This window comes from Citrobacter sp. Cc139 (assembly GCF_030334645.1).
Taxonomy (GTDB): Bacteria; Pseudomonadota; Gammaproteobacteria; order Enterobacterales; family Enterobacteriaceae; genus Citrobacter; species Citrobacter werkmanii.
Genome location: NZ_JAOWDM010000082.1, coordinates 377,318 through 403,290 on the forward strand (window position 1 = coordinate 377,318; position 25,973 = coordinate 403,290).

A 25,973-nucleotide genomic window follows, 5' to 3' on the forward strand; every position below is an offset into this window, starting at 1 on the left:
AATTAGCCAGCCGCCTTAACGATAAACGTCACCACGCCAAAGATATCCAGCGAGTCCTCGCTGCTGATTATGATGGGCGCGTAGGCTCTGTTCTCTGGCCTGAGCATCACAATTGGATGCAATTGCAGACGTTTAACGGTGAATTCACCCTCAATGGCGGCAATCACGATGTCTCCATGAGCCGGGTTTCTGGCGCTGTCGACAATCAGCAAATCACCCTCACCGATCCCCGCCCCGACCATAGAATCACCCGATGATTTTACAAAATAGGTTGCGCTGGGATGCTGTACCAGCAGGTCATTGAGATCGATACCTTTCTCAACGTAATCCTGCGCCGGAGAAGGAAAACCACAGGGCACAAGGTCGCTGAACAGGGGAAAATTTTTCGTTTGTCGACGTTTTGCAGGCTGGAAAAACAACATAATAATCTGCCTCTCACTTAACTGTATTTATATACAGTAGTTTTAATGAGGACGGCGATCAAGTGACGAGAGTAGCGAACTGGGTATTGTTTAATCATCTCGTCGGTAAGCTTTTATCGTGTCTGGAAAAATAATTTTTTGTTTTATTCCGCAGAGGAAGATGTTCATTTAACCGGAACGATAAGGACATCTGCAAGCGGTAAAAAAGCCCCGCGCTTGCGGGGCTTTACGTCAGGAACGCTTACGCGGCATCATGCGCAGCAGCGTATTATCCTTCCAGAAGTAGTGATGCATCAGGGCGGCTGCGGCATGTAAACCAATAACAAAATAGCCCAGGTTTGCCAGCGTCACGTGCCAGGACTTCAGCATCTCCACGAGATCAACGTTGGCTTTTGCCGCATATGGCATGACAAGGCCAAATGCAAGCCACGGATTGCCCCGGTTGTACATCATCACCAGACCAATAATCGGCAACGCAATAAACAACAGATAGATAACCAGATGCCCCAGATGCGCCATTCCGGTCATCATCGGTTTCGGTTTTGGCACAATCGGCGGCGCCGGATATTTCAGCCTGACCAGCAGACGCGCCACCATCAGCGTTAAAATCGTGATGCCACAGGATACGTGCACCATGTTGAACAAGGGACGATAGCTACGCGGGAAAAACCCGCGAAACTCCATGGCGCTGTAGGCCACAATGACCAACAAAAAAACCAGCCAGTGAATACCAATTTGCAGGCCAGAATACTTATTCCCCATAACACTTCCTGAATAAAAACAATAATGCGTCAACATAACGGGCTTTTGTTAAAAATTCATTAATTTTTGTTCATCCATTATCAGTCAGTTACGTTTAAGCGCAAAAACAGCTATTGCCCCGGATGCCTGACTGGACTATGCCTGGTAGGGAAAATATGTCGTACCGCCTCATCCTGACAGGAGAAAACCATGAGAAAAATTGGCATTAACGGTTTTGGTCGTATCGGTCGTCTGGTATTGCGTCGACTACTGGAGGTCAAAAGCAGCGTGGAGGTCGTCGCCATTAATGACCTGACCTCGCCCAAAATTCTCGCCTATCTGTTAAAACACGACTCAAATTACGGTCCATTTCCCTGGAGTATCGACTTTACCGAAGACGCGCTGATTGTCGACGGTAAAAAAATCGCTGTTTATGCAGAAAAAGAGGCCAAAAATATCCCGTGGAAAACCACTGGCGCAGAGATCATCATCGAATGCACCGGTTTTTATACCTCAACAGAAAAAGCCAACGCGCACCTGGACGCAGGCGCCAAAAAAGTCCTGATATCCGCCCCTGCCGGGGATATGAAAACCATTGTTTTTAACGTGAACGACGACACGCTGGATGAGAACGATCGAATTATCTCCGTCGCATCGTGCACCACTAACTGCCTGGCGCCGATGGCGAAAGCCCTGCATGACAACTTCGGTATTCAACTGGGCACCATGACAACCATCCATGCCTACACGGGGACACAATCGCTGGTAGATGGCCCTCGCGGAAAAGATCTGCGCGCCTCGCGGGCGGCGGCGGAGAACATCATTCCCCATACCACCGGTGCGGCGAAAGCGATTGGCCTGGTGATTCCGGCATTGAGCGGAAAATTAAAAGGCCACGCCCAGCGTGTACCGGTGAAAACCGGATCCGTCACGGAACTGGTGTCGGTATTGAGTAAAAAGGTCACCGCTGAAGAGGTTAATAACGCGCTGAAAAAAGCCACGCTGAATAATGAGTCATTTGGCTATACCGACGAGGAGATTGTCTCGTCAGATGTGATTGGCTCACATTTCGGTTCGGTATTTGATGCGACACAAACTGAGATTACCGAAGTGGGCGATCTGCAACTGGTAAAAACCGTCGCCTGGTACGATAACGAGTACGGTTTTGTGACCCAACTTATTCGCACGCTGGATAAATTTATCAAGCTCTGACGTTGTGGCGGAGGTCGAATGCACGGGATAGCCGACAAAGTGTAAAAATTACGCCGGGTGACGTACAAACTCACCCGGCTAAAAGCTTAGGACTGCAGATAAACTACCTGCGTTTGCAGATATTCATTCAGGCCGTGTTTACCGTCTGCCCCACCAATCCCGGACTTGCGCCACCCCGCGTGGAAACCCTGCATTGCCTCGAAGTTTTCACGATTAATATAGGTTTCACCAAACTTCAGCCCCTTAATCGCCTTCATCGCGGTGTTCATATTTTGCGTGTAAATTGATGAAGTCAGCCCGTAGTCGCTGTCGTTGGCCATCGTCAGTGCCTCTTCCAGCGTATTAAACGCCACCACCGGCAGCACCGGACCAAAGGTCTCCTCGTGCATAATCGCCATTTCCTGACGCACATCCAACAGTAATGTCGGCGGATAGTAATAGCCTTTGCCTTCTACCGCCTTACCGCCCAGCACTACTCTGGCCCCCTCCTGCACCGCTCGCGCAACTTTCTGCTCCACTCGTTCCAGCGCAGCGGCGTTAATCAACGGTCCCATCGCAATGTCATTGCGCTCAGCCGGATTGCCGAACTGTACGGCTTTCATCGCTTCACCCAGACGATTAACGAACTGGTCATAAATACCTTTCTGGACGTACACGCGTTCGGCGCAGTTGCATACCTGCCCGGTATTGATCACCCGTGAGTCAACAATTGCCTTTACGGCCAGCTCAAGGTCAGCATCATCCATCACGATAGCTGGGGCTTTGCCCCCCAGTTCCAGGCAGACTTTAGTGATGTTTTTGGCCGCTGCAGCCATAATTTTTTCGCCCGCTCCGACGCTACCGGTCATGCTGACCATTGCGACTTTCGGGTTTCCGGCCAGTTCCTGGCCGACCGTTTCACCGCGTCCCAGGACCAGATTAAATACCCCGCGAGGCAAGCCGATATCATCAACAATTTTGGCAAAGGCGATGGCGTTGTTGGGCGTAAACTCACTCGGTTTAATAACAATGGTATTGCCCGTCAGCAGCGCGGGGGCCAGTTTGCGAGCAATCAGGAAGAACGGAAAATTCCACGGCAGAATGCCCGTTGTCACGCCCAGAGCACGCTTAAACAGCAGGATATTCTCACCCGGGCGATCGCTTTGCAGGATCTCGCCTTCATAACGGCGTGCCCACTCGGCCATGTAATCGATATAATCGGCGGTAAATGCGACTTCAACGTCGGCCAGTTGCTGTATTTTCCCGCCTTCAGCCACTATCAATGCGCTGATTTCGCTGGCGCGTTGGCGGATACCCGCAGATATTTTGCGTAGCCAGTTCGCCCGTTCAATGGCAGGCAGCGCTTCCCATTCAGGCTGAGCGCGCTCGGCGGCGTCTATCGCTTTACGCGCATCTTCGGCACGTCCATCCGGAATACGTGAGATAACCTCTTCCGTGGCCGGATTGACGACATCAATCCAGGCGTCATCGTGCCAGGTCACAAACTGCCCATCGATATACATAGGATGTTGTACGGGTACTGACATGCGCTTCTCCTGTAATTGATTTGTTTTTAACAAGTAAAACTATTGTTAATTAATATCAATCATGCCTGACGAATTATCACTACAGTGACTGTTCTGTGAGCGGCTTCATAAAAGCGTCTGGCAAAGCGCTGATGAAAGGAAAAAACGGGCGGGATTTATGCCCGTTTGCAACAAAACGCTTACAAACGGGCAGCGGGGATCACAGAGAGCGGCTCTCCAGTAAGTCTGACAGCGCGGTATCGCTTTTCAGTTGCTGCCAGGCGGCCTCAACGTTACCGGGAATATCCACGTGCACGATAAAATCGCGGCCACAGGGACCATAGCCACTAACATCGTCCCGCAGACGCGGCAACTCTCCGGTAATGAGCGAAAGATAGCGATCCACTGACCATAGCCCTTCGGCCGTCGGCGCAAAGTCCACGCCGTCGCCCTGTTGGACCAACTCCGGGACGAATCCCGGGAAACCCAACCAGCGTGGCGCATGCGGCTCATCGCGGGTTACGCGCTGAAAGGTGGCCATCGTTCGGCGTTGCATGGTCGGATCCTGTACCACAATGACAGTATGCATGCCTTCTATCGCCTGGCTCAGTAACGCACAGCTAAATCGGGCATTCTCACCGCAGTTTGTTGACTGGTCTTCCACCCAAATCTTCTCCCCCGGAATGTGCCAGAACTGGTGAGCGATATCGGCAAGGATCGCCGCTTCCGCACGTCCGGTGGTTCGAATGATATTGTAGCGAGGATGTCGGGCAATCGCGTCATACAGAAAGCGCGTAGAATGGCCGATGCCCCCACTAATCAATAAGGGAACCTGTTGGTCTTTCGCGATCCGACAGGCGGCATCGATGGTCGGGATCACCGCGTTCCCCGCCAGAATTACGCAATCTGACTGAACCGTGATGTCCCCCGTAAAATCGCTCTGCGCCAGCCATTGCCCTACAGTATTGATCGCCGCCAGCGTGGTCGCGGAAAGCGTCGGAAACTGACTCATATTCATGACTCCTGGTGTTTATTCTTTACCGGGTACAGAGGCCGGATGGCGGTTACGCCTTGTCCGGCCGGTGGTTCAGCGCGGCGTTATCCCGTGATCTGATCCATCGCCTGCAGAATACGTTTATCTGAAATAGGGTACGGCGTACCAAGCTGCTGGGCAAAGTAGCTGACGCGCAGCTCTTCTATCATCCAGCGGATCTCTTTGACGTCGTCATCTTCACGGCGCGCAGGCGGTAGTTTATTGAACCATTGCTGCCAGGCCTGCTGCACACTATCCACTTTCAGCATCTGTGCACGGTCACGGTGCGGATCGATGGCCAGTTTTTCCAGACGCTTTTCAATAGCCTGCAAATAACGCAACGTATCGCCCAGGCGTTTGAAACCATTACCAGTGACAAATCCGCGGTACACCAGCCCGCTCATTTGCGCTTTGATATCTGAAAGCCCTAACGCCATGGTCATATCCACACGCCCTTTCAGACGCTTATTGATATTAAACACCGCGGTCAGGATCTGTTCGACCTGCTTCGCGATATCCACCACCGTATCGTTCAGTTCAGCCCGCACCTTCTCATGCAACGCCGCAAAGCCCTCTTCCGTCCACACGGGACCACCATGGGCGTCGATCAACCGATCCACACCGCAGGAGATACAGTCGTCAATCAACTCCAACACTTTGCCATACGGGTTAAAATACAGCCCCAGCTTGGCTTTGTTAGGCAACTTCTCGTGTAAGTATTTGATCGGTGAAGGAATGTTCAACAGCAACAGGCGGCGTAAGCCGCACCACATAGCCTGTTGCTGCTCCAGCGGATTATCAAACAATTTGATGGCGACGCTGTCACGCTCATCGACCAGCGCTGGCCACGCTTTTACCTTATAGTTACCGCGTTTTTGCTCGTAACTTTCCGGAAGCTGTCCGAAGCTCCAGATATGCAATCCGCTCTGTTCGATACCGTCATCCGCCACCGCGGACAGCGTTTCCTGAACCTTACCCTTCAAGGCATCTTTCAGATCCTGTAGCGAGCGTCCTTCCTGTAGCTTCTTGTTCTTGTCATCCACCACCCGGAAGGTGATTTTTAGGTGATCGGGTACCTGATCCCAATGCCAGTCATCGCGGTCAACGGTGACGCCGGTCATCCGGCGCAGTTCACGTTCCAGCGCGTCCAGCAGCGGCAGTTCCAGCGGCGTCACGCGGCCTAAAAATGCCTCAGCATAGTTCGGAGCAGGAACAAAGTTACGTCGTACCGGTTTCGGCAACGACTTAATCAGGGCGATCACCAGCTCGCGGCGCAGGCCAGGAATCTGCCATTCAAAACCGCTCTCTTCGATCTGATTGAGCAGTGGGAGCGGAATATGCACGGTCACACCATCCGCATCGGCTCCCGGTTCGAACTGGTAGCTCAAACGCAGTTTGAGATTGCCCTGGTGCCAGAAGTTCGGATAATCCAGCTTACTGATTTTTTCCGCGCCCTCTTTGATAAGCATGCTCTTTTCAAAGTTGAGCAGGTCCGGGGTCTCGCGGGAAACTTTCTTCCACCAGCTATCAAAGTGGCGAGCAGAAATCACATCATGGCTAATACGCTGGTCGTAAAACTCAAACAGCGTTTCATCATCAACCAGGATGTCGCGACGGCGCGATTTATGTTCTAACTCTTCCACCTCCGCCCGCAGCTTCAGGTTGTCACGGAAGAAAGCATGGCGCGTTTGCCAGTCGCCCTCCACCAGCGCATGACGAATGAACAGTTCACGTGACAGCGCCGGATCGATCTGGCTGTAGTTCACCTTACGGGCAGCAACAATCGGTAAGCCGTAGACGGTGACCTTTTCTGTCGCCATGACCGCGCCCTGCGCGCGTTCCCAGTGCGGTTCGCTGTATGAACGTTTGATCAGATGCTGCGCAACTGGCTCCACCCACTCGGGATCGATACGCGCGGCAATACGTCCCCACAGGCGGCTGGTTTCCACCAGCTCCGCCACCATCGTCCATTTCGGCGGTTTTTTGAATAAACCGGAACCCGGGAAGATCGAGAAACGGGCGTTACGCGCACCGGTAAATTCCTGCTTATCGGCATCTTTCATCCCAATATGGGACAGTAAACCGGTCAACAATGCGACGTGGATCTCCCGATATTCAGCGGGTTCGCTGTTGACCGGAATGCCCAACTCTTTTACCACCTGGCGCAGTTGTGTGTAGATATCCTGCCATTCACGTACGCGCAGATAATTAAGAAAGTCGACTTTACACTGACGGCGGAACTGGTTTGACGACAACGCTTTTTGCTGCTCGCCGAGGTAATTCCATAAGTTCACAAACGCCAGGAAATCAGACTCTTTGTCATGGAAGCGGCGATGCTTCTCGTCGGAAGCTTGCTGCTTGTCCATTGGACGCTCGCGCGGATCCTGAATGGACAGCGCCGAGGTGATGATCATCGCCTCACGCACACAGCCATGTTTTTGCGCTTCCAGCACCATACGCGCCAGACGCGGATCCACCGGAAGTTGCGACAGCTGGCGGCCCAACGGCGTTAATTTGTAAGCGGTTGCCTGTTCATCGGTGGTTATCGCACCCAACTCTTCGAGCAGGCGCACCCCGTCCTGAATATTGCGTTTATCCGGCGCTTCAACAAACGGGAACGCCGCGATATCCCCCAGTCCCAGCGCGGTCATCTGCAAAATAACGGACGCCAGGTTGGTACGCAGGATCTCCGGATCGGTAAACTCCGGACGCGACAGGAAGTCGTCCTCAGAATACAGACGAATACAGATCCCTTCCGAAACGCGACCGCATCGGCCTTTACGCTGGTTGGCAGAGGCCTGCGACACCGGTTCAATCGGCAAACGCTGGACTTTCGTGCGATAGCTGTAGCGGCTGATACGCGCGGTGCCAGGATCAATGACATACTTGATACCCGGTACGGTCAGCGAGGTTTCCGCCACGTTGGTGGCCAGCACAATACGACGACCGCTGTGCGACTGGAACACACGGTTCTGCTCGCTATTGGAGAGACGCGCATACAGTGGCAGCACTTCGGTGTGACGCAAATCCAGCTTATTCAGGGCATCAGCGGTATCGCGGATTTCGCGCTCGCCGCTCATGAAGATCAGTATGTCGCCCTGGCTTTCACGGCCTAACTCATCTACGGCATCAAAAATTGCCTGCAACTGGTCACGCTCGGTGTCATCTGCGTCTTCAACAATCGGGCGATAGCGAACTTCCACCGGATAGGTTCGACCAGAGACTTCGATAATCGGCGCATTGTTGAAATGCTTAGAAAAGCGTTCCGGGTCAATGGTCGCCGAAGTGATGATAATTTTTAGATCCGGACGACGCGGCAGGAGTTCTTTCAGGTAGCCAAGCAGAAAATCAATATTCAGGCTGCGTTCATGCGCTTCATCGATGATGATGGTGTCGTACTGCATTAGCAGCCGATCCTGCTGGATTTCCGCCAGCAGGATACCGTCCGTCATCAGCTTAACCATGGTGTTGTCACTAACATGATCGCTAAAACGGACCTTATAGCCGATACAGCCGCCCGGCTCGGTTTGCAGCTCTTCCGCAATACGATTCGCCACGGTACGCGCCGCCAGACGACGCGGCTGAGTATGGCCGATCAGCCCTTTCACCCCGCGCCCTAGCTCCATACAGATTTTCGGCAACTGGGTGGTTTTACCTGAACCGGTCTCACCAGCCACAATCACCACCTGATGGTCGCGAATGGCTTCCAGAATATCCTGTTTTTTCTGGCTGACAGGCAGGTTTTCCGGATAGCTGATGACCGGACGCGCCGCTTCACGCAGCACAACTTTACCGGCTGCCTGCTCGATCTCTTTTGCCATCTCCTGGTAAATGGCCTGTTGTGCATCAGGATTTTTAACCTTCTTCACGCCGTGCAAACGGCGGGTAAAACGCAGTCTGTCACGCAGCATCAGCGAGTCCAGCTGTTGCTGCAACATGGTGAAGGTTAATTTTGGTTGTTCTGTCATAGCGTTAAAAGGCAGCCTTCTGCCGGGTTAAATCTCTTTTAGATGATAGATATAGAGTACCACATCGGGGCTTTTCATGTGTTGTTCAATAATTTCGAACATAGGATTCGATATATTGCGCTATCACTGCGACAGGATTGTGAATAAAGTGTCAACAAGCAACGGGGCACTACCCCTTCAAACACATAAAAGGAAACACCCATGAGCAAGGTATTAGTTCTTAAATCCAGTATTCTGGCAGGGTACTCTCAGTCTGGTCAGTTGTCTGATTATTTTGTTGAACAGTGGCGTGAAAAGCACTCTGCTGATGAAATCACCGTCCGCGACCTGGCTGCAAACCCTGTTCCGGTACTGGATGGCGAACTGGTGGGTGCGCTGCGCCCAAGCGATGCGCCGCTGACGCCGCGTCAGCAAGAAGCGCTGGCGCTGTCTGACGAATTGATCGCTGAGCTGAAAGCGCATGATGTGATTGTTATCGCCGCGCCGATGTATAACTTCAACATTCCGACGCAGTTGAAAAACTACTTTGACCTGATTGCCCGTGCCGGCGTGACCTTCCGCTACACCGAGAAAGGTCCGGAAGGTCTGGTGACCGGTAAACGCGCAGTGGTGCTGACCAGCCGTGGGGGTATTCATAAAGATACGCCGACTGACCTGATCACACCGTATCTGAACGTGTTCCTGGGCTTTATCGGTATCACCGACGTGAACGTGGTCTTTGCTGAAGGTATCGCTTACGGCCCGGAAGTGGCATCTAAAGCCCAGTCCGATGCGAAAGCCGCTATCGACAGCGTGGTTGCTGCCTGATAATTCACCCTCTCACCATCCGGTGGGAGGGATTCTCGGTACTTACTTCTTTGCCCGCACATGTACCTGCTTGCCGTGAATGCGATTAATATCACGCCAGATGGTGGCATACTCCCTGCACTTCGCCAGATTTTCTTCCCAGCAATGAAGTAAAAATTGTTCCGGCTCCGCGACATCCCGGCTTAATAGCTTGAATACCCAACGATTCCAGACATACCATTTGAGAAGCCACATGATTTCACTCCACGACGCGACCGGTGTTGAACTATATCAACATCCGTTTGATGCCGTGTGGCAACTATTGCGATGTCGATGAATCATCCGGAAGGATCCTCCACTTGTAATACCATTCCTCCAGTGGCGTTCAGAAATGATTATTCTTTCCTCAACCACTTACCATTAATACCTTGCACGTACTCCCCCGGTTTAGCGCGAGCGACTAACTTTTGTCCGGCCATTTTTGCCACTTCCTCTGGCGGAATATTATTGCTCTCAGCCAGCTGCTGATAACTGGCGCTTCGCGCCTTATTAATCTCACTCACCAGCGCCTGCGTTTCAGCATCGGTTTGTAATGCCACCAGATAACCATTGAGTGTTTCCCCCACTCGCCCCTGAGTTCTGGCTTCATTCAGGGTCAACGCCCATGCATTGCTGGTGATAAAACTCAGCGCCACCAGGATCGCTGCAAGCTGTTTTTTCATCATTACCTCAGAACAGATCGCTGCGCGATTTCAATAAGCTCTCGACGTCTTTATCAACTTTGATATGAATCTCATGTTCGATTTTGACGTTCATATTAATCGTGATCGGCTCTTTTGGCGCAGCCACTTCGATTCTCGGGGTACAACCTACCACCAGAGATGAAGCCAGCAACCCCAGCATGGCGGCTAACGTTTTCATTGTTGTTCCTCACATTCCTTGCCTTCCAGGCAATGGGTTTCCGGCAGCGTTGCATTTTGCTCAAGCCAAGCCTGTAAATTGTCGCCAAAACGCAAACTGCGCCATAGCGTAAAGACGTTTTCCTCGTGGGTGTAATTCAAATTAACCGTCCCCACTTTGCCATCTACCCGGCTATTGCCAGTAACGGTTGCCTGCATCGTTAAGACACCCAGGTTATCCAGGTTTATTTTCGTCCAGGAATGGGTTATTTCCATATAGCGCAGCCAGTTAATTGCCGCGCCAGCCGCCATATTATCTTTAACGACGGCATCCGCCGTGTCTTTATCTATACGCAGCGTCATCGGACCTGGGTTGGTTAACCAGCCGTCTTTGATGATCCACTTTTCGTTATCCAACCATAATGGCAACGCGCCGCTGACCGGACCCGACATAGCGAACTGCTTGGGGTTAACCGCGCTAATAAGCTCGCTGGAGGAGATATTCTGCACCCGTAATAAGGCCGGGTCGTGCTGTGGCATCCGCAGTTGCCGCATGATGACTTTGCCTCCCAGCAGTTCGGCGCTGACATCGCTCAGCAGTAACGGATTGCCTTCACTCCAGGGGTACGCTCCCTGCAGATCGGCAGTAATATTTTTCGCCGTCACCTGATTCACGACTTCCGCAATACGCAATGAAACAGGCCCACGCGTACCCAACTGCCATGCGCCTTCGCTAAACCGAAACGGCAAGATAAAATCGACGCCATTAATTTGGTTATCAGGCATCCAGGCGCTACCGCCTTTTAATACCCCATGACCGCCCGCTTCAAAACCCTGTTCCGGTGCGGCCGAGAATGCGACCTGCGCATAGAGATCACCTGCACGCAGTTTCATTTTCCAGTCAGGCGGGAGCAGCGGCTGGAACACGGTGAGTGATTGTTTTGGCCACCAGGCCTGTCCGCGCAGACGGATCCCGTCCCAACGGCCATTTAGCTGTACGGGGCCAATCGCCCCTGCGTGAAGCTGGCCCTTGAACTGGAAAATCGTCGGGTCGCTGCCTTCCACGCTGAACTTTAGCGTTGAGGGAGGTAAGACGCTTCCGCCGGTGAAGACGGTTTTTCCTGCGTCCAGTGACAGTGCGCCGCTAAACGTCGGTTTGGTCGCGTCCCGTACCCATACGATCGGTTCGTCCATTACCAGGCGTGGGTTTTCCACCGTCATGGTGCCGTATTGCAAGTGGTCAAATCCGGTGGAGAGATCAAAGAGCTTCAGCGTGTTGTCATGCCACTCTCCCTTACCCGCCACGTCCCAGCGGGCATGCATCGGCGTAAAGCTGCCTTCGCCCCAGTAGCGCCATTGCCAACGACCAGCATCAGGAAGAAAATCATTTGCCAGACCATCCAGGTGCAGTTCAAAGCCCCCCATCTGGTTTTCATGCGCACGCAAAATAGCCTGTAGACGACCATCCACACCGCGTTGTGTTACCTTTACGCCCGCCAGCGGCCAACGAATCTCGTCAATATCCAGCGAATCAATTACCCGCCCCCGCGAACGCAACAGCGCCCCTGGCTCAAACGCCAGTTGCGGATCGTTCAGGCTACCGGTGAGTTTGGCGGGTAATTTCGCGTAGAAGATCAGATCGCCCTGTTTCGCTTCGCCGATCAGCTGTAACGGCATCTCGTTGTTATCGACACCCAGCTTACCCGGCCCCAGCGTTAAAACAGCGTTTCCTTTGCCTGCATCGCCTTGCGTCAAAACGTTCAGCCGCCCACTCACCACGGCGTTTTCCAGCCCGGCCTGCCAGTTTTCAACTTTCATGCCCAGCCGTCCGCTTAACGGGAATCCCTGATAAGGCCAGTTCCAGCGACCGTCGCTGATGGTCAACTGCTGGCGGGTTATTTCCCACGGAAGATCGAGCAGCGGATCGGCACTATCGCGCGCCATGACGATCAGTTGTCCGCTGTTTTTTTGCCACTCCAGTTCGGCGTCCACAAGCGTAGGCTCCTGCGGCAAGTTCAGCGTCGCAACGGCATGACCGCTCACCGGTAACCCATCAGGAACCAGCGGCATGGTAAATTCACCGACAAGTTTTACCGGCGGTTGCCCTTCAAATGCAGCGACATCCAGCTCATTTACCGTGAGATTTTGCCCGTGCAGCCGCCCCTGGAATTTAACCTTTTCCCCCTGGTAGCGCAGTTGCTGAGTAGAGGGCGTTAGCGAAAGCGACAGTTTCCCCTGCCATTCCTGCCAGGGAGAGAGAATAAGTTTGTCGATGTTAATCCAGGTATTGGGCAGCATCGATTGCCATTCAGCCAGCGTTTTGGGTGCTACCGGAGACGCTTGTGTCTGCGGTAATTTGGCCAGGCAAGCGGAATCCAGCTCAATTGTCCCGACATTGAGCAACCAGCGGCTGGGATGGGACAGGTCCGCCTGAGTAATGCGCGCCAGCGGGCAATCATCGACCAGATAGCGGAGTTCCGGGATATGCAGCCCATGCCGTGTCAGCCGTGGACTCTCATCCAGCGCGATACGTGTCCCCACAGGTAACCAGACGCCCACCAGGGTCGGGACCCACAGGCCAAGCGTCATCACCAGCGTCAGCGGCACGAGAATCAATAATAAGAGGAGTGCCAGAACGGCTTTATATTTACCCTTCATGGGTAGTTAATATCCTGAATTAGCAAAATTTAAGCCGGTTTAGGCCTGTATTGTGGCATGTTTAACTGCATATGCCCACATTAAGGACAGATAACAGCGCTATGTGGCACGCTGTTACACATGCCGTCAGGAATGATTCCAACACAGTAGCGCGTGGATTCGGACTCAATGATGGTTCAGTTGTCCATCGCTATGTTTAGGTCCTATCCGACCAGCCTCTATCAGTATTTCTTCTATAAGTTCTTCAAGACACTCCTTGCCATGATGATCACAGACAAGATGCACCTGGCGGGAAATTTCTTCAGGTTTCATTCCATCGCATAAAGCCGCCTTAAGCATTAAGGTGGCCCATCGTTTTGCTTCAGAGTGAGTTAGCATAACTCCTCCCGATATCTGCTACCTGTATAAGCGTAGCTGTCTGAATGTGAATCACCTGGCTTTTTACCCACACTACCTGCTCAGCGAATGGAAAATATCCAGTTGTTGAAATCGCGTAACCTGCCCACACTAACAAAAGATACGCTTTAAACATTCATTACTTCTATGGCTATCAATAACTTTTTAAATTTTGTAAAATAATTTTAATTGGATTAATGTGACGTCAAAATCACTGGAGAAAGTCTTATGAAACTCGCCATCTATAGTACAAAACAGTACGACAAAAAGTATCTGCAGCAGGTTAACGAGGCTTTTGGTTTTGAACTTGAATTTTTTGACTTTCTGCTGACGGAGAAAACAGCTAAAACAGCCCATGGTTGCGAAGCTGTATGCATCTTCGTCAACGACGATGGCAGCCGACCGGTTCTGGAAGAACTCAAAAAGCTGGGTGTGAAATATATCGCCCTGCGCTGCGCCGGATTCAATAACGTCGATCTCGACGCGGCAAAAGAGCTGGGTCTGCAGGTGGTACGCGTCCCGGCCTATTCGCCTGAAGCCGTCGCTGAGCATGCGATTGGCATGATGATGACCCTGAACCGCCGTATTCATCGCGCGTATCAACGTACCCGTGATGCCAACTTCTCTCTTGAAGGGCTGACCGGCTTTACCATGTATGGCAAAACGGCCGGGGTGATTGGTACCGGTAAAATCGGTATTGCTGCGCTACGGATCCTGAAAGGTTTTGGTATGCGCCTGCTGGCGTTCGATCCCTACCCAAGCGCCGCTGCTCTGGAATTAGGCGTGGAATATGTCGATCTTAAAACGCTGTTTGCTGAGTCCGACGTTATCTCCCTGCACTGTCCGTTAACGCCGGAAAATTATCATCTGCTCAATCAGGAAGCCTTTGAGCAAATGAAAAACGGCGTGATGATTATTAACACCAGTCGCGGAGCGCTGATCGATTCACAGGCGGCTATCGATGCCCTGAAAAACCAGAAAATTGGCTCTTTGGGAATGGATGTGTATGAAAACGAACGCGATCTGTTCTTTGAAGATAAATCCAATGATGTGATTCAGGATGATGTGTTCCGTCGCCTGTCAGCCTGCCATAACGTGCTGTTTACCGGGCATCAGGCGTTTCTGACCGCCGAAGCGTTGACCAGCATTTCTGAAACGACACTGCAAAACCTGGAACAAATCTCCAAAGGCGAAACCTGTCCAAACGCCCTCTTTTAATCCCTGTGCTCCCCTGATTTAAGGGGGGCATTTTCAGACAATTGCCGATGATAAAACAGTCAGTATCATTATCATATTGAATGTATTCCGGTCACGAAATTAGAGAATGTTAATGAAAAAAGTTGTCACGTTGATTGCCCTCAGCACGCTGATGGCTGGCTGTGTGAGTAATGGAAACGTTTCCGTCAATCGCGACCAGTTACAGCATCACCGTTTCGTTTTGCAGAGCGTGAATGGTAAAGCCGTTACCGTCGCCAACAACCCACCCGAATTAAGTTTTGGCGAAAACATGACGGTATCGGGAAAGATGTGTAATCAATTCCACGGTCAGGGCAAGTTGTCCGACGGCGAGTTGAAGGTGAAAGATATGGCGATGACCCGCATGATGTGCGCCGATCCACAGCTTAACGCGCTCGACGGTATCGTCAGCGAAATGTTTAAGCAAGGCGCACAGGTAGATTTGACTGCTGACCAGTTGACACTGGCGACAGCAGAACAAACGCTGACGTATAAACTTGCGGATTTAATGTAATGAACGCGCAGGCTCAATAGCTCCCACAGCTTCCGGCGGCAAGCGACTGCTCACTACAGCGTTTGCCGTTGGGTAGCGCGCACATCCCGATGGCTGAGCCATCCAGTTGACGGGCAACGGAGAGCGAACCACCAATCATGGCGCAATTTGCTTCTCCAGAACTGGACATTGCTGCCTTCATGCCCGGTGCGACATGTGCTGCCGTTGCCTGCTGAACAGGTTCACTGCTACACGCCGATAATAATAACGCGGCACACCCTACCCAAAACGCTGCGCGCATCTTACTCCCCTCTGAAGATTAACCAAACGACACAGCCATAAATAATAGGCAGCAGAGACACCGCCGTCGAGAGGCAAACCACGCATTTATGCGCGCTGTTTACATTTTCTGGCAATTTTTTGGCTGCTCCTTTGATCAAACCATTCATTCTCATAATTCCAGGGACACAAAAGCGAAAATGCGCCTGAATGGCTTTTGCTAAAATAGAAGGATAATTACAGGACTCGCAACGCTTACGCGTGTCCCTCTTTTTGCGCAATGTAAGGGTGTCAGTATGCAAACAATTGACGGTAATGGTGCGGTTGCTTCGGTCGCATTTCGTACCAGCGAGGTTATCGCCATCTACCCGATTACGCCCAGTTCGACGATGGCGGAACAGGCCGATGCCTGGGCCGGAAACGGGCTTAAAAACGTGTGGGGAGATATCCCTCGCGTCGTAGAAATGCAGTCGGAAGGCGGTGCGATTGCGACCGTTCACGGCGCGTTGCAGACCGGTGCGCTCTCTACGTCGTTTACCTCATCACAGGGTTTGCTGTTGATGATCCCAACGCTGTACAAACTGGCCGGTCAGTTGACCCCGTTTGTACTGCACGTTGCAGCGCGAACTATTGCCACGCACGCGTTATCGATCTTTGGCGATCATTCCGATGTGATGGCTGTACGCCAAACCGGATGCGCGATGCTGTGCGCCAGTAGCGTGCAGGAAGCGCAGGATTTTGCGCTGATTTCACAAATGGCGACCCTGAAAAGCCGGGTTCCGTTTATTCATTTCTTTGATGGATTCCGTACATCTCATGAAATCAATAAAATTGTGCCGCTGGCTGATAGCACCATCCTCGGACTGATGCCTCAGGCGGAGATCGATGCTCACCGCGCTCGGGCGCTAAATCCAGAGCATCCGGTTATCCGCGGTACATCAGCGAATCCGGACACCTATTTCCAGTCACGCGAAGCGACAAACCCATGGTACAACGCGGTTTACGATCACGTAGAGCAGGCGATGAACGACTTCGCCGCGGCTACGGGTCGCCAGTACCAGCCATTTGAATATTACGGTCATCCGCAGGCAGAACGCGTCATTATTTTAATGGGCTCGGCGATTGGCACCAGTGAAGAAGTCGTCGAAGAGTTGATGGCGCATGGCGAGAAAGTTGGCGTACTGAAAGTCCGTCTGTTCCGCCCCTTCTCCGCCAAACATTTACTGCGCGCACTGCCGGAAAGCACGCGCAGCATCGCCGTTCTGGATCGCACCAAAGAACCCGGCGCGCAGGCAGAACCATTATATCTGGATGTCATGACCGCGCTGGCGGAAGCTTTTAACTGTGGCGAACGAGAAACCTTACCGCGTGTGATTGGCGGACGCTATGGTCTTTCGTCCAAAGAGTTTGGCCCCGACTGCGTCATGGCGGTCTTTAATGAGTTGAATAGCACGAAACCTAAACCACGCTTCACGGTCGGTATCTATGATGATGTCACCAATCTGTCATTGCCGTTGCCGGAAAACACCCTGCCCGGCACCGCTAAGCTCGAAGCGCTGTTTTACGGTCTGGGTAGCGATGGCAGCGTGTCGGCCACCAAAAACAATATCAAGATTATCGGTAACTCTACGCCATGGTATGCGCAGGGTTATTTCGTGTATGACTCGAAAAAAGCAGGCGGCCTGACCGTCTCCCACCTGCGCGTCAGTGAGCACCCCATTCGTTCAGCGTATCTGGTTTCACAAGCCGATTTTGTCGGCTGCCACCAGTTGCAATTTATCGATAAGTACCAGATGGCCGAACGCCTGAAACCTGGCGGTATATTCCTGCTTAATACCCCATACAGTGTGGATGAAGTCTGGGCGCGTCTGCCGCAGGAAGTTCAGGCGGTGCTGAATCAGAAGAAAGCCCGTTTCTACGTGATTAATGCGGCTAAAATCGCCCGTGAGTGTGGTCTGGCGGCGCGTATAAACACCGTGATGCAAATGGCGTTCTTCCACCTGACGCAAATTTTACCAGGCGACAGCGCGCTGGCAGAGTTGCAGGGGGCGATTGCGAAAAGCTACAGCAGCAAAGGCCAGGATCTGGTCGAACGTAACTGGCAGGCGCTGGCTCTGGCGCGTGAATCCGTCGCCGAAGTGGCCCTGCAGCCTGTTGATCCGCATAGCGCCAACCGCCCACCGGTGGTTTCTGATGCCGCACCCGATTTCGTGAAAACCGTCACCGCAGCAATGCTTGCCGGTCTGGGCGATGCGCTGCCCGTTTCCGCGCTGCCGCCGGACGGTACCTGGCCAATGGGGACTACGCGTTGGGAAAAACGCAATATCGCCGAAGAGATCCCAATCTGGAAAGAAGAGCTGTGTACGCAATGTAACCACTGCGTTGCCGCCTGCCCGCACTCGGCTATCCGCGCCAAGGTGGTTTCCCCAGAAGCGATGGAAAACGCCCCTGCCAGCCTGCATTCTCTGGATGTGAAATCACGCGATATGCGCGGCCAGAAATATGTCCTGCAGGTTGCGCCTGAAGATTGCACCGGTTGTAATCTGTGCGTCGAAGTGTGCCCGGCGAAAGATCGCCAAAATCCTGAGATCAAAGCCATCAATATGATGTCGCGCCTTGAGCATGTCGAAGAAGAAAAAGTTAACTATGACTTCTTCCTCGATCTGCCGGAGATTGATCGCACCAAACTGGAACGTATTGATATTCGCACCTCGCAATTGATTACACCGCTATTTGAATATTCCGGCGCCTGCTCAGGCTGTGGTGAAACGCCGTATATCAAACTGCTTACGCAGTTGTACGGTGACCGCATGTTGATTGCGAATGCCACCGGGTGTTCATCAATTTATGGCGGTAACCTGCCCTCAACGCCATACACCACCGATGCCAATGGGCGTGGGCCAGCATGGGCAAACTCGCTGTTTGAAGATAACGCCGAGTTTGGTCTGGGCTTCCGTCTGACGGTGGATCAACACCGGGCGCGCGTTATGCGTCTGCTGGAGCAGTTTGCCGATAACATCCCGGCTGAACTCAATGACGCTTTGCACGCAGAAGCCACGCCGGAGGTCCGTCGTGAGCAAGTCGCGGCCCTGCGCGAGCACCTGAAAGATGTCGAAGGCGCACAGCAGTTGTTAACCGATGCCGACGCGCTGGTTGAGAAATCCATCTGGCTGATTGGCGGCGATGGCTGGGCCTACGATATTGGCTTCGGCGGGCTGGATCACGTTCTTAGCCTGACCGAGAACGTCAATATTCTGGTGCTGGATACCCAGTGTTACTCCAACACGGGTGGGCAAGCGTCAAAAGCCACGCCTCTCGGGGCTGTCACTAAATTTGGGGAGCACGGCAAACGTAAGGCTCGTAAAGATCTTGGCGTCAGTATGATGATGTACGGGCATGTTTATGTCGCGCAGATTTCCCTGGGCGCCCAGTTGAACCAGACGGTGAAAGCTATTCAGGAAGCAGAGTCCTATCCGGGGCCGTCGCTGATTATCGCGTATAGCCCTTGTGAGGAGCATGGTTATGATCTCGCGTTGAGCCACGATCAGATGCGTCAGCTCACGGCAACCGGGTTCTGGCCGCTGTATCGCTTTGATCCGCGTCGTGCTGACGAAGGTAAACTGCCGCTGGCGCTGGATTCTCGCCCGCCATCAGATGCTTTGGCTGAAACTTTACTTAACGAGCAACGCTTCCGCCGCTTAAATGCCCAACAGCCTGAAGTCGCTGAACAGCTGTGGAAAGACGCAACAGCCGATCTGCAAAAACGCTACGATTTCCTGGCGCAACTGGCAGGTAAAGCGGAAAAGAGCGGAACCGAGTAATACGTTTAGATCACTATTAAAGTGGAACGAAAAAAAAGCCCGAACAGTTGTTCGGGCTTGTCAATTTATTCGCTGGCTAATTAATATTGGCTATCAATACGACAACGAAAAAATAAAACGTGACAATAAAGGCATATAACACGCGCAGAATAGCTCAACAAAATTCACTTGTATAATTTTTATTTTATATATATTAAATCCATACATTCATAATAATTATCACTGTTTCTGTAGAATTATTTATTTAAGGTTTTACTTAAGACGTAACAATTCATATTTATCTGTTTACGGAACTTCTCCTTTAGCATGCTTTTACTCCCTACATGGGTAGTCACAGGTTAATAAAAAAACTAAAGGATTATTTCAATGAACAGAAAAGTACTGGCTCTCGTAATTCCTGCCCTGCTGGCTGCAGGCGCGGCTCACGCTGCTGAAATTTATAACAAAGATGGTAACAAGTTAGACCTGTATGGCAAAGTAGACGGCCTGCACTACTTCTCTGACGACTCTTCTAAAGATGGCGATCAGACTTATATGCGTATGGGTTTCAAAGGTGAAACTCAGGTTAACGATATGATCACCGGCTACGGCCAGTGGGAATATCAGATTCAGGCTAACGGTACTGAAGGCGACGATAAAGGCGATTCCTGGACTCGTCTGGCCTTCGCAGGTATTAAAGTTGGCGATTACGGCTCATTCGACTACGGTCGTAACTACGGCGTACTGTACGATGTAGAAGCCTGGACCGATATGCTGCCAGAATTCGGTGGTGACTCCTACACCCAGGCAGATAACTTTATGACTGGCCGTGCGAATGGTGTTGCTACTTACCGTAACAACGATTTCTTCGGTCTGGTTGACGGCCTGAACTTTGCACTGCAATATCAGGGTAAAAACGAAAACCAAAGCCTGAATGACGATGTAGGTACTAATAACCGCAAAGATGGCGATAAGCGCTATGACAATGGGGACGGTTTCGGTATCTCCTCAACCTATGATCTGGGCATGGGCGTAAGCTTCGGTGCAGCCTATACCTCTTCTGACCGTACTAACGAGCAGATTAATTCCTATAATGCTGGTGGCGACAAAGCTGATGCTTGGACTGCTGGTCTGAAATACGATGCGAACAACATCTATCTGGCAACCATGTATTCCGAAACCCGTAATATGACCCCATACGGTAAAGATGGTATCGCCAATAAGACTCAGAACTTCGAAGTCACTGCACAGTATCAGTTCGACTTTGGCCTGCGTCCGGAAGTGTCTTTCCTGATGTCTAAAGGTAAGGACCTGGCGACTGTAAATGGTAACGATGATAAAGATCTGGTTAAATATGCTTCTGTAGGTGCAACTTACTTCTTCAACAAAAACTTCTCCACCTACGTTGACTACAAAATCAACCTGCTGGATGAAGACGATAGCTTCTACAACAAAGATCACGCTGACATCTCTACCGATGACGTTGTAGCTCTGGGTATGGTTTACCAGTTCTAATTTTGTCAGCCCGCCGGCAACGGCGGGTTTTCTTTCTGTTATCGCAATTCTGTTTTATCCAGATCAAAACATTATATCTGTTGCTTCAAAACACATCCCTGATAGATGATATATTGCATAAAGACCTGTAGTAGAGGATACCTGCAATGAATCATCACCCTGTAAAATCATCCCGTATTGCATCCGTCGGTTATGACGAATCCTCCTGCACGCTTGAAATTCGCTTTCATCAATTGTCTACGCTGCAATACCAGCATGTGCCTGCCCGTATTTTTCGTGATTTCCTGAGCGTAGTCTCTAAAGGTCGATTTTATGATGGGGTAATAAAAGGAAAATTCCCTGAAATCAAAATAAAGTGATGCCAAAATGTGATCTTTGTCATTGTACATAAAGTGCCATTACGCGGTAAGCTTTAGATGGATACTTAAACAGGAGGTTTTATGAACAGAACGATTCTTGTACCCATCGATATTTCAGACTCAGAATTAACTCAACGCGTTATTGCCCATGTTGAAGCAGAAGCAAAAATTGACGATGCGCAGGTCCATTTTTTGACCGTTATTCCGTCACTGCCCTATTACGCTTCCCTGGGACTGGCCTACTCGGCAGAGTTGCCGGCCATGGACGATCTGAAAGCCGAAGCGAAATCTCAACTGGAAGAGATTATCAAGAAGTTCAATATCCCAACGGACAGAGTGCACGTTCATGTCGCGGAAGGTGCGCCGAAAGATAAAATTCTGGAGATGGCTAAAAAATTACCGGCTGATATGGTCATTATCGCTTCTCACCGACCTGACATCACCACTTACCTGCTGGGCTCTAACGCCGCGGCCGTGGTGCGTCATGCTGAGTGTTCAGTTCTGGTTGTCCGCTAAGCTGTCTGGCCCGCACATCGTGGCGGGCTTTTTGTTTTACCCTTCATACCCCTCGATTCCTGTCCTAAATGTGCTGACATTTTTCCCGCTTATCCGTACCATACACGCCACGGTTTTTATATCAGACTTCTTTTGCCGGACTATCCGGCGTGATGCATACTCTTCTGATGCCACACTATGAATTGAGCCTCTATTAAATGTCGCAAAATCAAGATATTAGCAAGAAAGAACAATACAACCTGAACAAATTGCAAAAACGTCTGCGTCGCAACGTGGGCGAAGCGATTGCCGACTTCAATATGATCGAAGACGGCGATCGCATTATGGTGTGCCTTTCCGGAGGGAAAGACAGCTATACCATGCTGGAGATCCTGCGTAATTTGCAGCAAAGCGCCCCGATCAGTTTTTCCTTAGTTGCGGTTAACCTCGATCAGAAACAACCCGGCTTCCCCGAGCATATTCTGCCGGAGTATCTGCAACAGTTGGGTGTTGAGTATAAAATCGTCGAAGAAAACACCTACGGGATCGTCAAAGATAAAATTCCTGAAGGCAAAACGACCTGCTCGCTATGCTCTCGCCTGCGTCGCGGCATTCTGTACCGCACGGCAACCGAGTTAGGCGCCACCAAGATTGCGCTCGGCCACCATCGTGATGACATCCTGCAAACGCTGTTTTTAAACATGTTCTACGGCGGGAAAATGAAAGGTATGCCGCCGAAGCTGATGAGCGATGACGGTAAGCACATCGTGATCCGTCCACTGGCCTACTGCCGTGAGAAAGATATTGAGCGTTTCTCCGAAGCGAAAGGTTTCCCGATTATTCCGTGTAACCTGTGCGGCTCCCAGCCTAATCTGCAACGTCAGGTCATCGCTGATATGCTGCGCGACTGGGACAAACGCTATCCAGGCCGCATTGAAACCATGTTCAGCGCAATGCAGAACGTTGTGCCTTCTCATTTGAGTGATATCAATCTGTTCGATTTTAAAGGCATTAAACACGGTTCAGAGGTGGTGGACGGTGGTGATTTAGCGTTTGACCGCGAAGAGATCCCGCTGCAACCCGCGGGCTGGCAGCCAGAAGAGGATGATACCCAACTGGATGAACTGCGCCTGAACGTGGTGGAAGTGAAGTAACTTATCATGCCGGATAAACGGAGCGCCATCAGGCGCTCCAACGCGTATTTATTTCAATAAACGAACGCGGCAGGTCTTGCCTTTAATCTTACCGTTTTGCAATTGTTTCCATGCCTTATGCGCCACAGTCTGGCGAACAGCGACGTAAACATGCGCCGGATGGACGGCGATTTTGCCGATATCAGCGCCAGCCAGACCAATATCACCGGTCAGAGCGCCCAGAACATCGCCGGGACGCATTTTAGCATTTTTACCGCCATCAATGCATAACGTGGCCATCTCAGCGTTCAGCGGCAGAATTGAACCATTGCCCGGCGCAGGCAACCAGTTCAGTTTTAGCTGCAGCATTTCAGCCAGGATATTGGCACGTTGGGCTTCTTCCGGCGCGCAGAAACTAATCGCCAGACCGCTGTTGCCAGCGCGAGCGGTACGGCCAATACGATGGACATGAACTTCCGGATCCCACGCCAGTTCGAAGTTAACCACCAGTTCCAGCGACTTGATATCCAGACCACGCGCGGCCACATCGGTAGCGACCAGTACACGTGCGCTGCCGTTGGCAAAACGTACCAGCGTCTGATCGCGATCGCGCTGTTCAAGATCGCCATGCAATGAGAGTGCGCTTTGCCCCGCCGCATTCAGTGCATCGCATACGGCCTGACAATCTTTTTTGGTATTACAAAAAACCACACAGGATGCAGGCTGGTGCTGGCTGAGCAATTTTTGCAGCAACGGAATTTTGCCGTGGCTGGACGTTTCAAAAAACTGCTGTTCAATGGCTGGCAGCGCATCAACCGTATCAATTTCGATCGTTAGCGGATCTTTCTGTACCCGGCCGCTGATGGCGGCAATCGCCTCCGGCCAGGTCGCAGAAAAAAGCAAGGTCTGACGTGATGCAGGCGCAAAGCGGATCACCTCATCAATCGCGTCGCTAAAACCCATATCCAGCATACGGTCGGCTTCATCCATCACCAGCGTATTCAGCGCCTCCAGAGAAACGGTGCCTTTTTGCAGGTGGTCAAGTAAACGCCCCGGCGTGGCGACAATAATATGTGGCGCATGTTGCAGGGAGTCACGCTGTGCGCCAAAGGGCTGGCCGCCGCACAGGGTTAAGATCTTGGTATTGGGCAGAAAGCGCGCTAAACGACGCAGTTCCCCTGCCACCTGGTCGGCAAGCTCACGCGTTGGGCACAGCACCAGAGACTGCGTCTGAAACAGCGCGGCATCAATATGCTGCAACAACCCCAGACCAAAAGCAGCCGTTTTGCCACTGCCGGTTTTAGCCTGCACGCGAACATCCCTCCCCGCCAGGATTGCCGGTAACGCAGCAGCCTGAACAGGCGTCATTTCAAGGTAGCCCAGCTCGTTGAGGTTCTCGAGTTGGGCGGCAGGTAAAACATTCAGGGTTGAAAAAGCGGTCACAATTTAATCTCGCGGTAAAAACTCACATTCAGCAGGCGCGTATCCTCGCAGATCTGCGCCCGCGATGCGACAATTTAATCGGCTCCTCATCCGGTGGCGGATCCGGCATCGGCTGCGGACGAGGTAGTGGATCGGGAACAGGAACCGGGTCGGTGGGTAGCGAATCAGCGTTTGGTACTTGCCACTGTAGCATTGCAATCAGACAGGTCATATAGCCCTCCAGTCATCAGGTTGACTCTTTTAGGGTAGACGCTGATTTCCTGCAGGCAAAAAAAAGCCGACTAATCTAAGTCGGCGTCGTACGAATCAATTGTGCTATGCAGTAATTCAAAAAAGGAAGTAAGACAATATGGAGCGCAACGCCCATCGCTTGACGTTGCATTCACCTGCGAGTGAGATATTGCCCCGAATAGGTAGATGGTTTATTGACTTCGCTCAAAAACCTGGCCGTTTTCATGCGCAAAAGCCACTAAAAAATGTTGTTGTTACAACCATTTACTACGATGCAACCATAAAGTAACACCACCAATCAGGACCACTAACAGAATACAGAAAAATGAGAAACCAAACTGCCAGCCGCCGCCGGGGATACCACCGAGGTTAACGCCAAACAGTCCGGTTAAAAATGTACTGGGTAGGAAAACCATCGCCATCAAGGACATTGTATAGGTTCGGCGCGCCAGAGACTCCTGCATAACCTGCGCAATTTCGTCCGCCATGATACCGGTCCGGGCGATACAGGCGTCTATCTCATCCAGCCCTCTTCCCAACCTGTCGGCGATATCCTGCATCCGTCGCCGATGATCGTCGGTCATCCAGGCTAAACGCTCACTCGCCAGGCGCGCATAGACATCGCGCTGAGGCGCCATATAGCGGCGCATCACAATCAGTTGCTTGCGCAGTAATGCCAGGAATCCGCGCGGGGGGATTTGCTGATCGAGCAGGTTATCTTCCAGGTCTATAATCTTGTCGTGCAGTTGCTCGATAAACTCGCTGGCATGATCGGTTAACGCATCGCAGACATCCACCAGCCAGCTACCGCAGTCAGCCGGCCCTGTACCTTCCTGGAGATCGCTGACCACATCATCCAGTGCCAGTACTTTGCGCTGGCGCGTTGAGACAATCAGACGTTCATCCATATACAAGCGCATAGCGACCAGTTGGTCAGGTCGCTCGTCGGTGCTGCCATTAATACAACGCAGCGTGATCAACGTACCTTCCCCGACTCTGCTTACACGTGGGCGCGTACTTTCACCCGCCAGCGCATCACGCACATTATTAGGAAGCAGAGGCGTGGTCGCCAGCCATTGCGCACTTTCAGAATGGGTATAATTAAGATGCAGCCAGCAGGGATGCTGAGCGTCGATAACATCGTTATTTTCCAGCGTTTTCACCCCACCACGGCCATCCAGCAGCCAGGCAAACACGGCATCCGGCACATTAACATCCGTTCCCTTAATGGCTTCCACAGCGCCTCCACAAACATTCAGCTTTTTTCGATAGTCTAGCCGTCAGAATGGGTTAAGCAATATCTCATTGTCCCATTGCGCTGAAATGATTCATAAAAGTCTCTGATAACAGAAAAAGCGCCGACGAATGC

23 protein-coding genes are annotated in these 25,973 nt (G+C 51.7%); 9 read left to right on the top strand and 14 right to left on the bottom strand.

Annotation, left to right across the window (positions count from 1 at the left end):
• Positions 1 to 2 precede the first annotated feature (2 nt).
• Positions 3 to 422: a translesion error-prone DNA polymerase V autoproteolytic subunit gene (locus OGV69_RS14015; RefSeq protein ID WP_038640795.1), complete on the bottom strand. Its 420-nt coding sequence runs from the start codon at positions 420 to 422 to the stop codon at positions 3 to 5.
• 231 nt (positions 423 to 653) lie between these two features.
• A complete protein-coding gene (cybB, locus tag OGV69_RS14020; protein ID WP_069324952.1) occupies positions 654 to 1,184 on the bottom strand; it encodes a cytochrome b561 in 531 nt (176 codons plus the stop codon).
• A 189-nt stretch (positions 1,185 to 1,373) separates the two neighbouring features.
• On the opposite strand from cybB, the gene gap reads away from it, so the two are divergent.
• On the top strand, positions 1,374 to 2,375 hold the full coding sequence (gap, locus tag OGV69_RS14025; RefSeq protein ID WP_069324953.1) for a type I glyceraldehyde-3-phosphate dehydrogenase: 1,002 nt from the start codon (positions 1,374 to 1,376) through the stop codon (positions 2,373 to 2,375).
• Positions 2,376 to 2,461: 86 nt separating this feature from the next.
• Here the strand turns inward: gap and aldA are convergent, their stop codons facing one another.
• The 3 genes from aldA to hrpA form a co-directional block, all read right to left on the bottom strand.
• On the bottom strand, positions 2,462 to 3,901 hold the full coding sequence (gene aldA / locus OGV69_RS14030) for an aldehyde dehydrogenase (RefSeq protein WP_069324954.1): 1,440 nt from the start codon (positions 3,899 to 3,901) through the stop codon (positions 2,462 to 2,464).
• Between the two features lie 199 nt (positions 3,902 to 4,100).
• Complete coding sequence (locus OGV69_RS14035; RefSeq protein WP_069324955.1) at positions 4,101 to 4,892, bottom strand: YdcF family protein; 792 nt, start codon at positions 4,890 to 4,892, stop codon at positions 4,101 to 4,103.
• Positions 4,893 to 4,978: 86 nt separating this feature from the next.
• Complete coding sequence (hrpA, locus tag OGV69_RS14040) at positions 4,979 to 8,881, bottom strand: ATP-dependent RNA helicase HrpA (protein WP_069324956.1); 3,903 nt, start codon at positions 8,879 to 8,881, stop codon at positions 4,979 to 4,981.
• Between the two features lie 201 nt (positions 8,882 to 9,082).
• Here hrpA and azoR point away from each other — a divergent pair, with 201 nt between their 5' ends.
• Positions 9,083 to 9,688 carry an FMN-dependent NADH-azoreductase gene (azoR, locus tag OGV69_RS14045; RefSeq protein ID WP_006684422.1) on the top strand — a complete coding sequence of 202 codons (606 nt, stop codon included), beginning with the start codon at positions 9,083 to 9,085 and terminating at the stop codon, positions 9,686 to 9,688.
• Positions 9,689 to 9,730: 42 nt separating this feature from the next.
• On the opposite strand, the gene OGV69_RS14050 is transcribed toward azoR, so the two are convergent.
• From OGV69_RS14050 to OGV69_RS14070, 5 genes are all read right to left on the bottom strand, one after another.
• A complete protein-coding gene (locus OGV69_RS14050; RefSeq protein WP_042308220.1) occupies positions 9,731 to 9,922 on the bottom strand; it encodes a hypothetical protein in 192 nt (63 codons plus the stop codon).
• Positions 9,923 to 10,062: 140 nt separating this feature from the next.
• Positions 10,063 to 10,389 (bottom strand): YdbL family probable chaperone protein, encoded by a 327-nt coding sequence (locus OGV69_RS14055; RefSeq protein WP_038640808.1) that lies wholly within the window; start codon positions 10,387 to 10,389, stop codon positions 10,063 to 10,065.
• Between the two features lie 7 nt (positions 10,390 to 10,396).
• Positions 10,397 to 10,588, bottom strand: a complete 192-nt coding sequence (locus tag OGV69_RS14060) for a YnbE family lipoprotein (protein WP_069324957.1) — start codon at positions 10,586 to 10,588, stop codon at positions 10,397 to 10,399.
• Positions 10,585 to 13,224: a YdbH family protein gene (locus OGV69_RS14065; RefSeq protein ID WP_069324958.1), complete on the bottom strand. Its 2,640-nt coding sequence runs from the start codon at positions 13,222 to 13,224 to the stop codon at positions 10,585 to 10,587. Before OGV69_RS14065 ends, OGV69_RS14060 begins: the two co-directional genes overlap by 4 nt.
• 165 nt (positions 13,225 to 13,389) lie before the next feature.
• On the bottom strand, positions 13,390 to 13,602 hold the full coding sequence (locus OGV69_RS14070) for a hypothetical protein (RefSeq protein WP_074458538.1): 213 nt from the start codon (positions 13,600 to 13,602) through the stop codon (positions 13,390 to 13,392).
• Between the two features lie 246 nt (positions 13,603 to 13,848).
• Between OGV69_RS14070 and OGV69_RS14075 the strand changes: the two genes are divergently transcribed.
• Entirely contained in the window at positions 13,849 to 14,838 is a 990-nt protein-coding gene (locus OGV69_RS14075; protein ID WP_038640813.1) for a 2-hydroxyacid dehydrogenase, read from the top strand.
• A gap of 112 nt (positions 14,839 to 14,950) precedes the next feature.
• Positions 14,951 to 15,370 (top strand): heat shock protein HslJ, encoded by a 420-nt coding sequence (gene hslJ / locus OGV69_RS14080; RefSeq protein ID WP_038643179.1) that lies wholly within the window; start codon positions 14,951 to 14,953, stop codon positions 15,368 to 15,370.
• Between the two features lie 13 nt (positions 15,371 to 15,383).
• Here hslJ and OGV69_RS14085 read toward each other — a convergent pair whose 3' ends face one another.
• On the bottom strand, positions 15,384 to 15,650 hold the full coding sequence (locus tag OGV69_RS14085) for a putative hemolysin (RefSeq protein ID WP_003833199.1): 267 nt from the start codon (positions 15,648 to 15,650) through the stop codon (positions 15,384 to 15,386).
• 274 nt (positions 15,651 to 15,924) lie between these two features.
• On the opposite strand from OGV69_RS14085, the gene nifJ reads away from it, so the two are divergent.
• From nifJ to ttcA, 5 genes are all read left to right on the top strand, one after another.
• Positions 15,925 to 19,449, top strand: coding sequence for a pyruvate:ferredoxin (flavodoxin) oxidoreductase (gene nifJ, locus OGV69_RS14090; RefSeq protein WP_069324959.1), 3,525 nt, complete (start codon positions 15,925 to 15,927; stop codon positions 19,447 to 19,449).
• Between the two features lie 366 nt (positions 19,450 to 19,815).
• Entirely contained in the window at positions 19,816 to 20,943 is a 1,128-nt protein-coding gene (ompC, locus tag OGV69_RS14095) for a porin OmpC (RefSeq protein WP_069324960.1), read from the top strand.
• 146 nt (positions 20,944 to 21,089) lie between these two features.
• Positions 21,090 to 21,302: a KTSC domain-containing protein gene (locus tag OGV69_RS14100; protein ID WP_069324961.1), complete on the top strand. Its 213-nt coding sequence runs from the start codon at positions 21,090 to 21,092 to the stop codon at positions 21,300 to 21,302.
• Positions 21,303 to 21,383: 81 nt separating this feature from the next.
• Positions 21,384 to 21,818 carry a universal stress protein UspF gene (uspF, locus tag OGV69_RS14105; RefSeq protein ID WP_006684401.1) on the top strand — a complete coding sequence of 145 codons (435 nt, stop codon included), beginning with the start codon at positions 21,384 to 21,386 and terminating at the stop codon, positions 21,816 to 21,818.
• 197 nt (positions 21,819 to 22,015) lie between these two features.
• Positions 22,016 to 22,951: a tRNA 2-thiocytidine(32) synthetase TtcA gene (gene ttcA, locus OGV69_RS14110; protein ID WP_042308186.1), complete on the top strand. Its 936-nt coding sequence runs from the start codon at positions 22,016 to 22,018 to the stop codon at positions 22,949 to 22,951.
• 48 nt (positions 22,952 to 22,999) lie between these two features.
• Here ttcA and dbpA read toward each other — a convergent pair whose 3' ends face one another.
• The 3 genes from dbpA to zntB form a co-directional block, all read right to left on the bottom strand.
• Complete coding sequence (dbpA, locus tag OGV69_RS14115) at positions 23,000 to 24,373, bottom strand: ATP-dependent RNA helicase DbpA (RefSeq protein ID WP_286469300.1); 1,374 nt, start codon at positions 24,371 to 24,373, stop codon at positions 23,000 to 23,002.
• 28 nt (positions 24,374 to 24,401) lie between these two features.
• Positions 24,402 to 24,584 carry a proline-rich small protein YnaL gene (ynaL, locus tag OGV69_RS14120; protein WP_071888136.1) on the bottom strand — a complete coding sequence of 61 codons (183 nt, stop codon included), beginning with the start codon at positions 24,582 to 24,584 and terminating at the stop codon, positions 24,402 to 24,404.
• A 274-nt stretch (positions 24,585 to 24,858) separates the two neighbouring features.
• Positions 24,859 to 25,842, bottom strand: coding sequence for a zinc transporter ZntB (zntB, locus tag OGV69_RS14125; protein ID WP_038640826.1), 984 nt, complete (start codon positions 25,840 to 25,842; stop codon positions 24,859 to 24,861).
• Positions 25,843 to 25,973: the final 131 nt, after the last annotated feature.

Bases quoted from the DNA above. Each gene is read 5' to 3' on its own strand.
- OGV69_RS14085 (WP_003833199.1), bottom strand. From the start codon at position 15,650: ATGCGCGCAGCGTTTTGGGTAGGGTGTGCCGCGTTATTATTATCGGCG.
- OGV69_RS14070 (WP_074458538.1), bottom strand. From the start codon at position 13,602: ATGCTAACTCACTCTGAAGCAAAACGATGGGCCACCTTAATGCTTAAG.
- ynaL (WP_071888136.1), bottom strand. From the start codon at position 24,584: ATGACCTGTCTGATTGCAATGCTACAGTGGCAAGTACCAAACGCTGAT.
- azoR (WP_006684422.1), top strand. From the start codon at position 9,083: ATGAGCAAGGTATTAGTTCTTAAATCCAGTATTCTGGCAGGGTACTCT.
- OGV69_RS14065 (WP_069324958.1), bottom strand. From the start codon at position 13,224: ATGAAGGGTAAATATAAAGCCGTTCTGGCACTCCTCTTATTATTGATT.
- OGV69_RS14015 (WP_038640795.1), bottom strand. From the start codon at position 422: ATGTTGTTTTTCCAGCCTGCAAAACGTCGACAAACGAAAAATTTTCCC.
- OGV69_RS14050 (WP_042308220.1), bottom strand. From the start codon at position 9,922: ATGTGGCTTCTCAAATGGTATGTCTGGAATCGTTGGGTATTCAAGCTA.
- OGV69_RS14060 (WP_069324957.1), bottom strand. From the start codon at position 10,588: ATGAAAACGTTAGCCGCCATGCTGGGGTTGCTGGCTTCATCTCTGGTG.
- OGV69_RS14055 (WP_038640808.1), bottom strand. From the start codon at position 10,389: ATGAAAAAACAGCTTGCAGCGATCCTGGTGGCGCTGAGTTTTATCACC.
- OGV69_RS14075 (WP_038640813.1), top strand. From the start codon at position 13,849: ATGAAACTCGCCATCTATAGTACAAAACAGTACGACAAAAAGTATCTG.
- uspF (WP_006684401.1), top strand. From the start codon at position 21,384: ATGAACAGAACGATTCTTGTACCCATCGATATTTCAGACTCAGAATTA.
- hslJ (WP_038643179.1), top strand. From the start codon at position 14,951: ATGAAAAAAGTTGTCACGTTGATTGCCCTCAGCACGCTGATGGCTGGC.
- gap (WP_069324953.1), top strand. From the start codon at position 1,374: ATGAGAAAAATTGGCATTAACGGTTTTGGTCGTATCGGTCGTCTGGTA.
- nifJ (WP_069324959.1), top strand. From the start codon at position 15,925: ATGCAAACAATTGACGGTAATGGTGCGGTTGCTTCGGTCGCATTTCGT.
- OGV69_RS14100 (WP_069324961.1), top strand. From the start codon at position 21,090: ATGAATCATCACCCTGTAAAATCATCCCGTATTGCATCCGTCGGTTAT.
- ompC (WP_069324960.1), top strand. From the start codon at position 19,816: ATGAACAGAAAAGTACTGGCTCTCGTAATTCCTGCCCTGCTGGCTGCA.
- hrpA (WP_069324956.1), bottom strand. From the start codon at position 8,881: ATGACAGAACAACCAAAATTAACCTTCACCATGTTGCAGCAACAGCTG.
- cybB (WP_069324952.1), bottom strand. From the start codon at position 1,184: ATGGGGAATAAGTATTCTGGCCTGCAAATTGGTATTCACTGGCTGGTT.
- ttcA (WP_042308186.1), top strand. From the start codon at position 22,016: ATGTCGCAAAATCAAGATATTAGCAAGAAAGAACAATACAACCTGAAC.
- aldA (WP_069324954.1), bottom strand. From the start codon at position 3,901: ATGTCAGTACCCGTACAACATCCTATGTATATCGATGGGCAGTTTGTG.
- OGV69_RS14035 (WP_069324955.1), bottom strand. From the start codon at position 4,892: ATGAGTCAGTTTCCGACGCTTTCCGCGACCACGCTGGCGGCGATCAAT.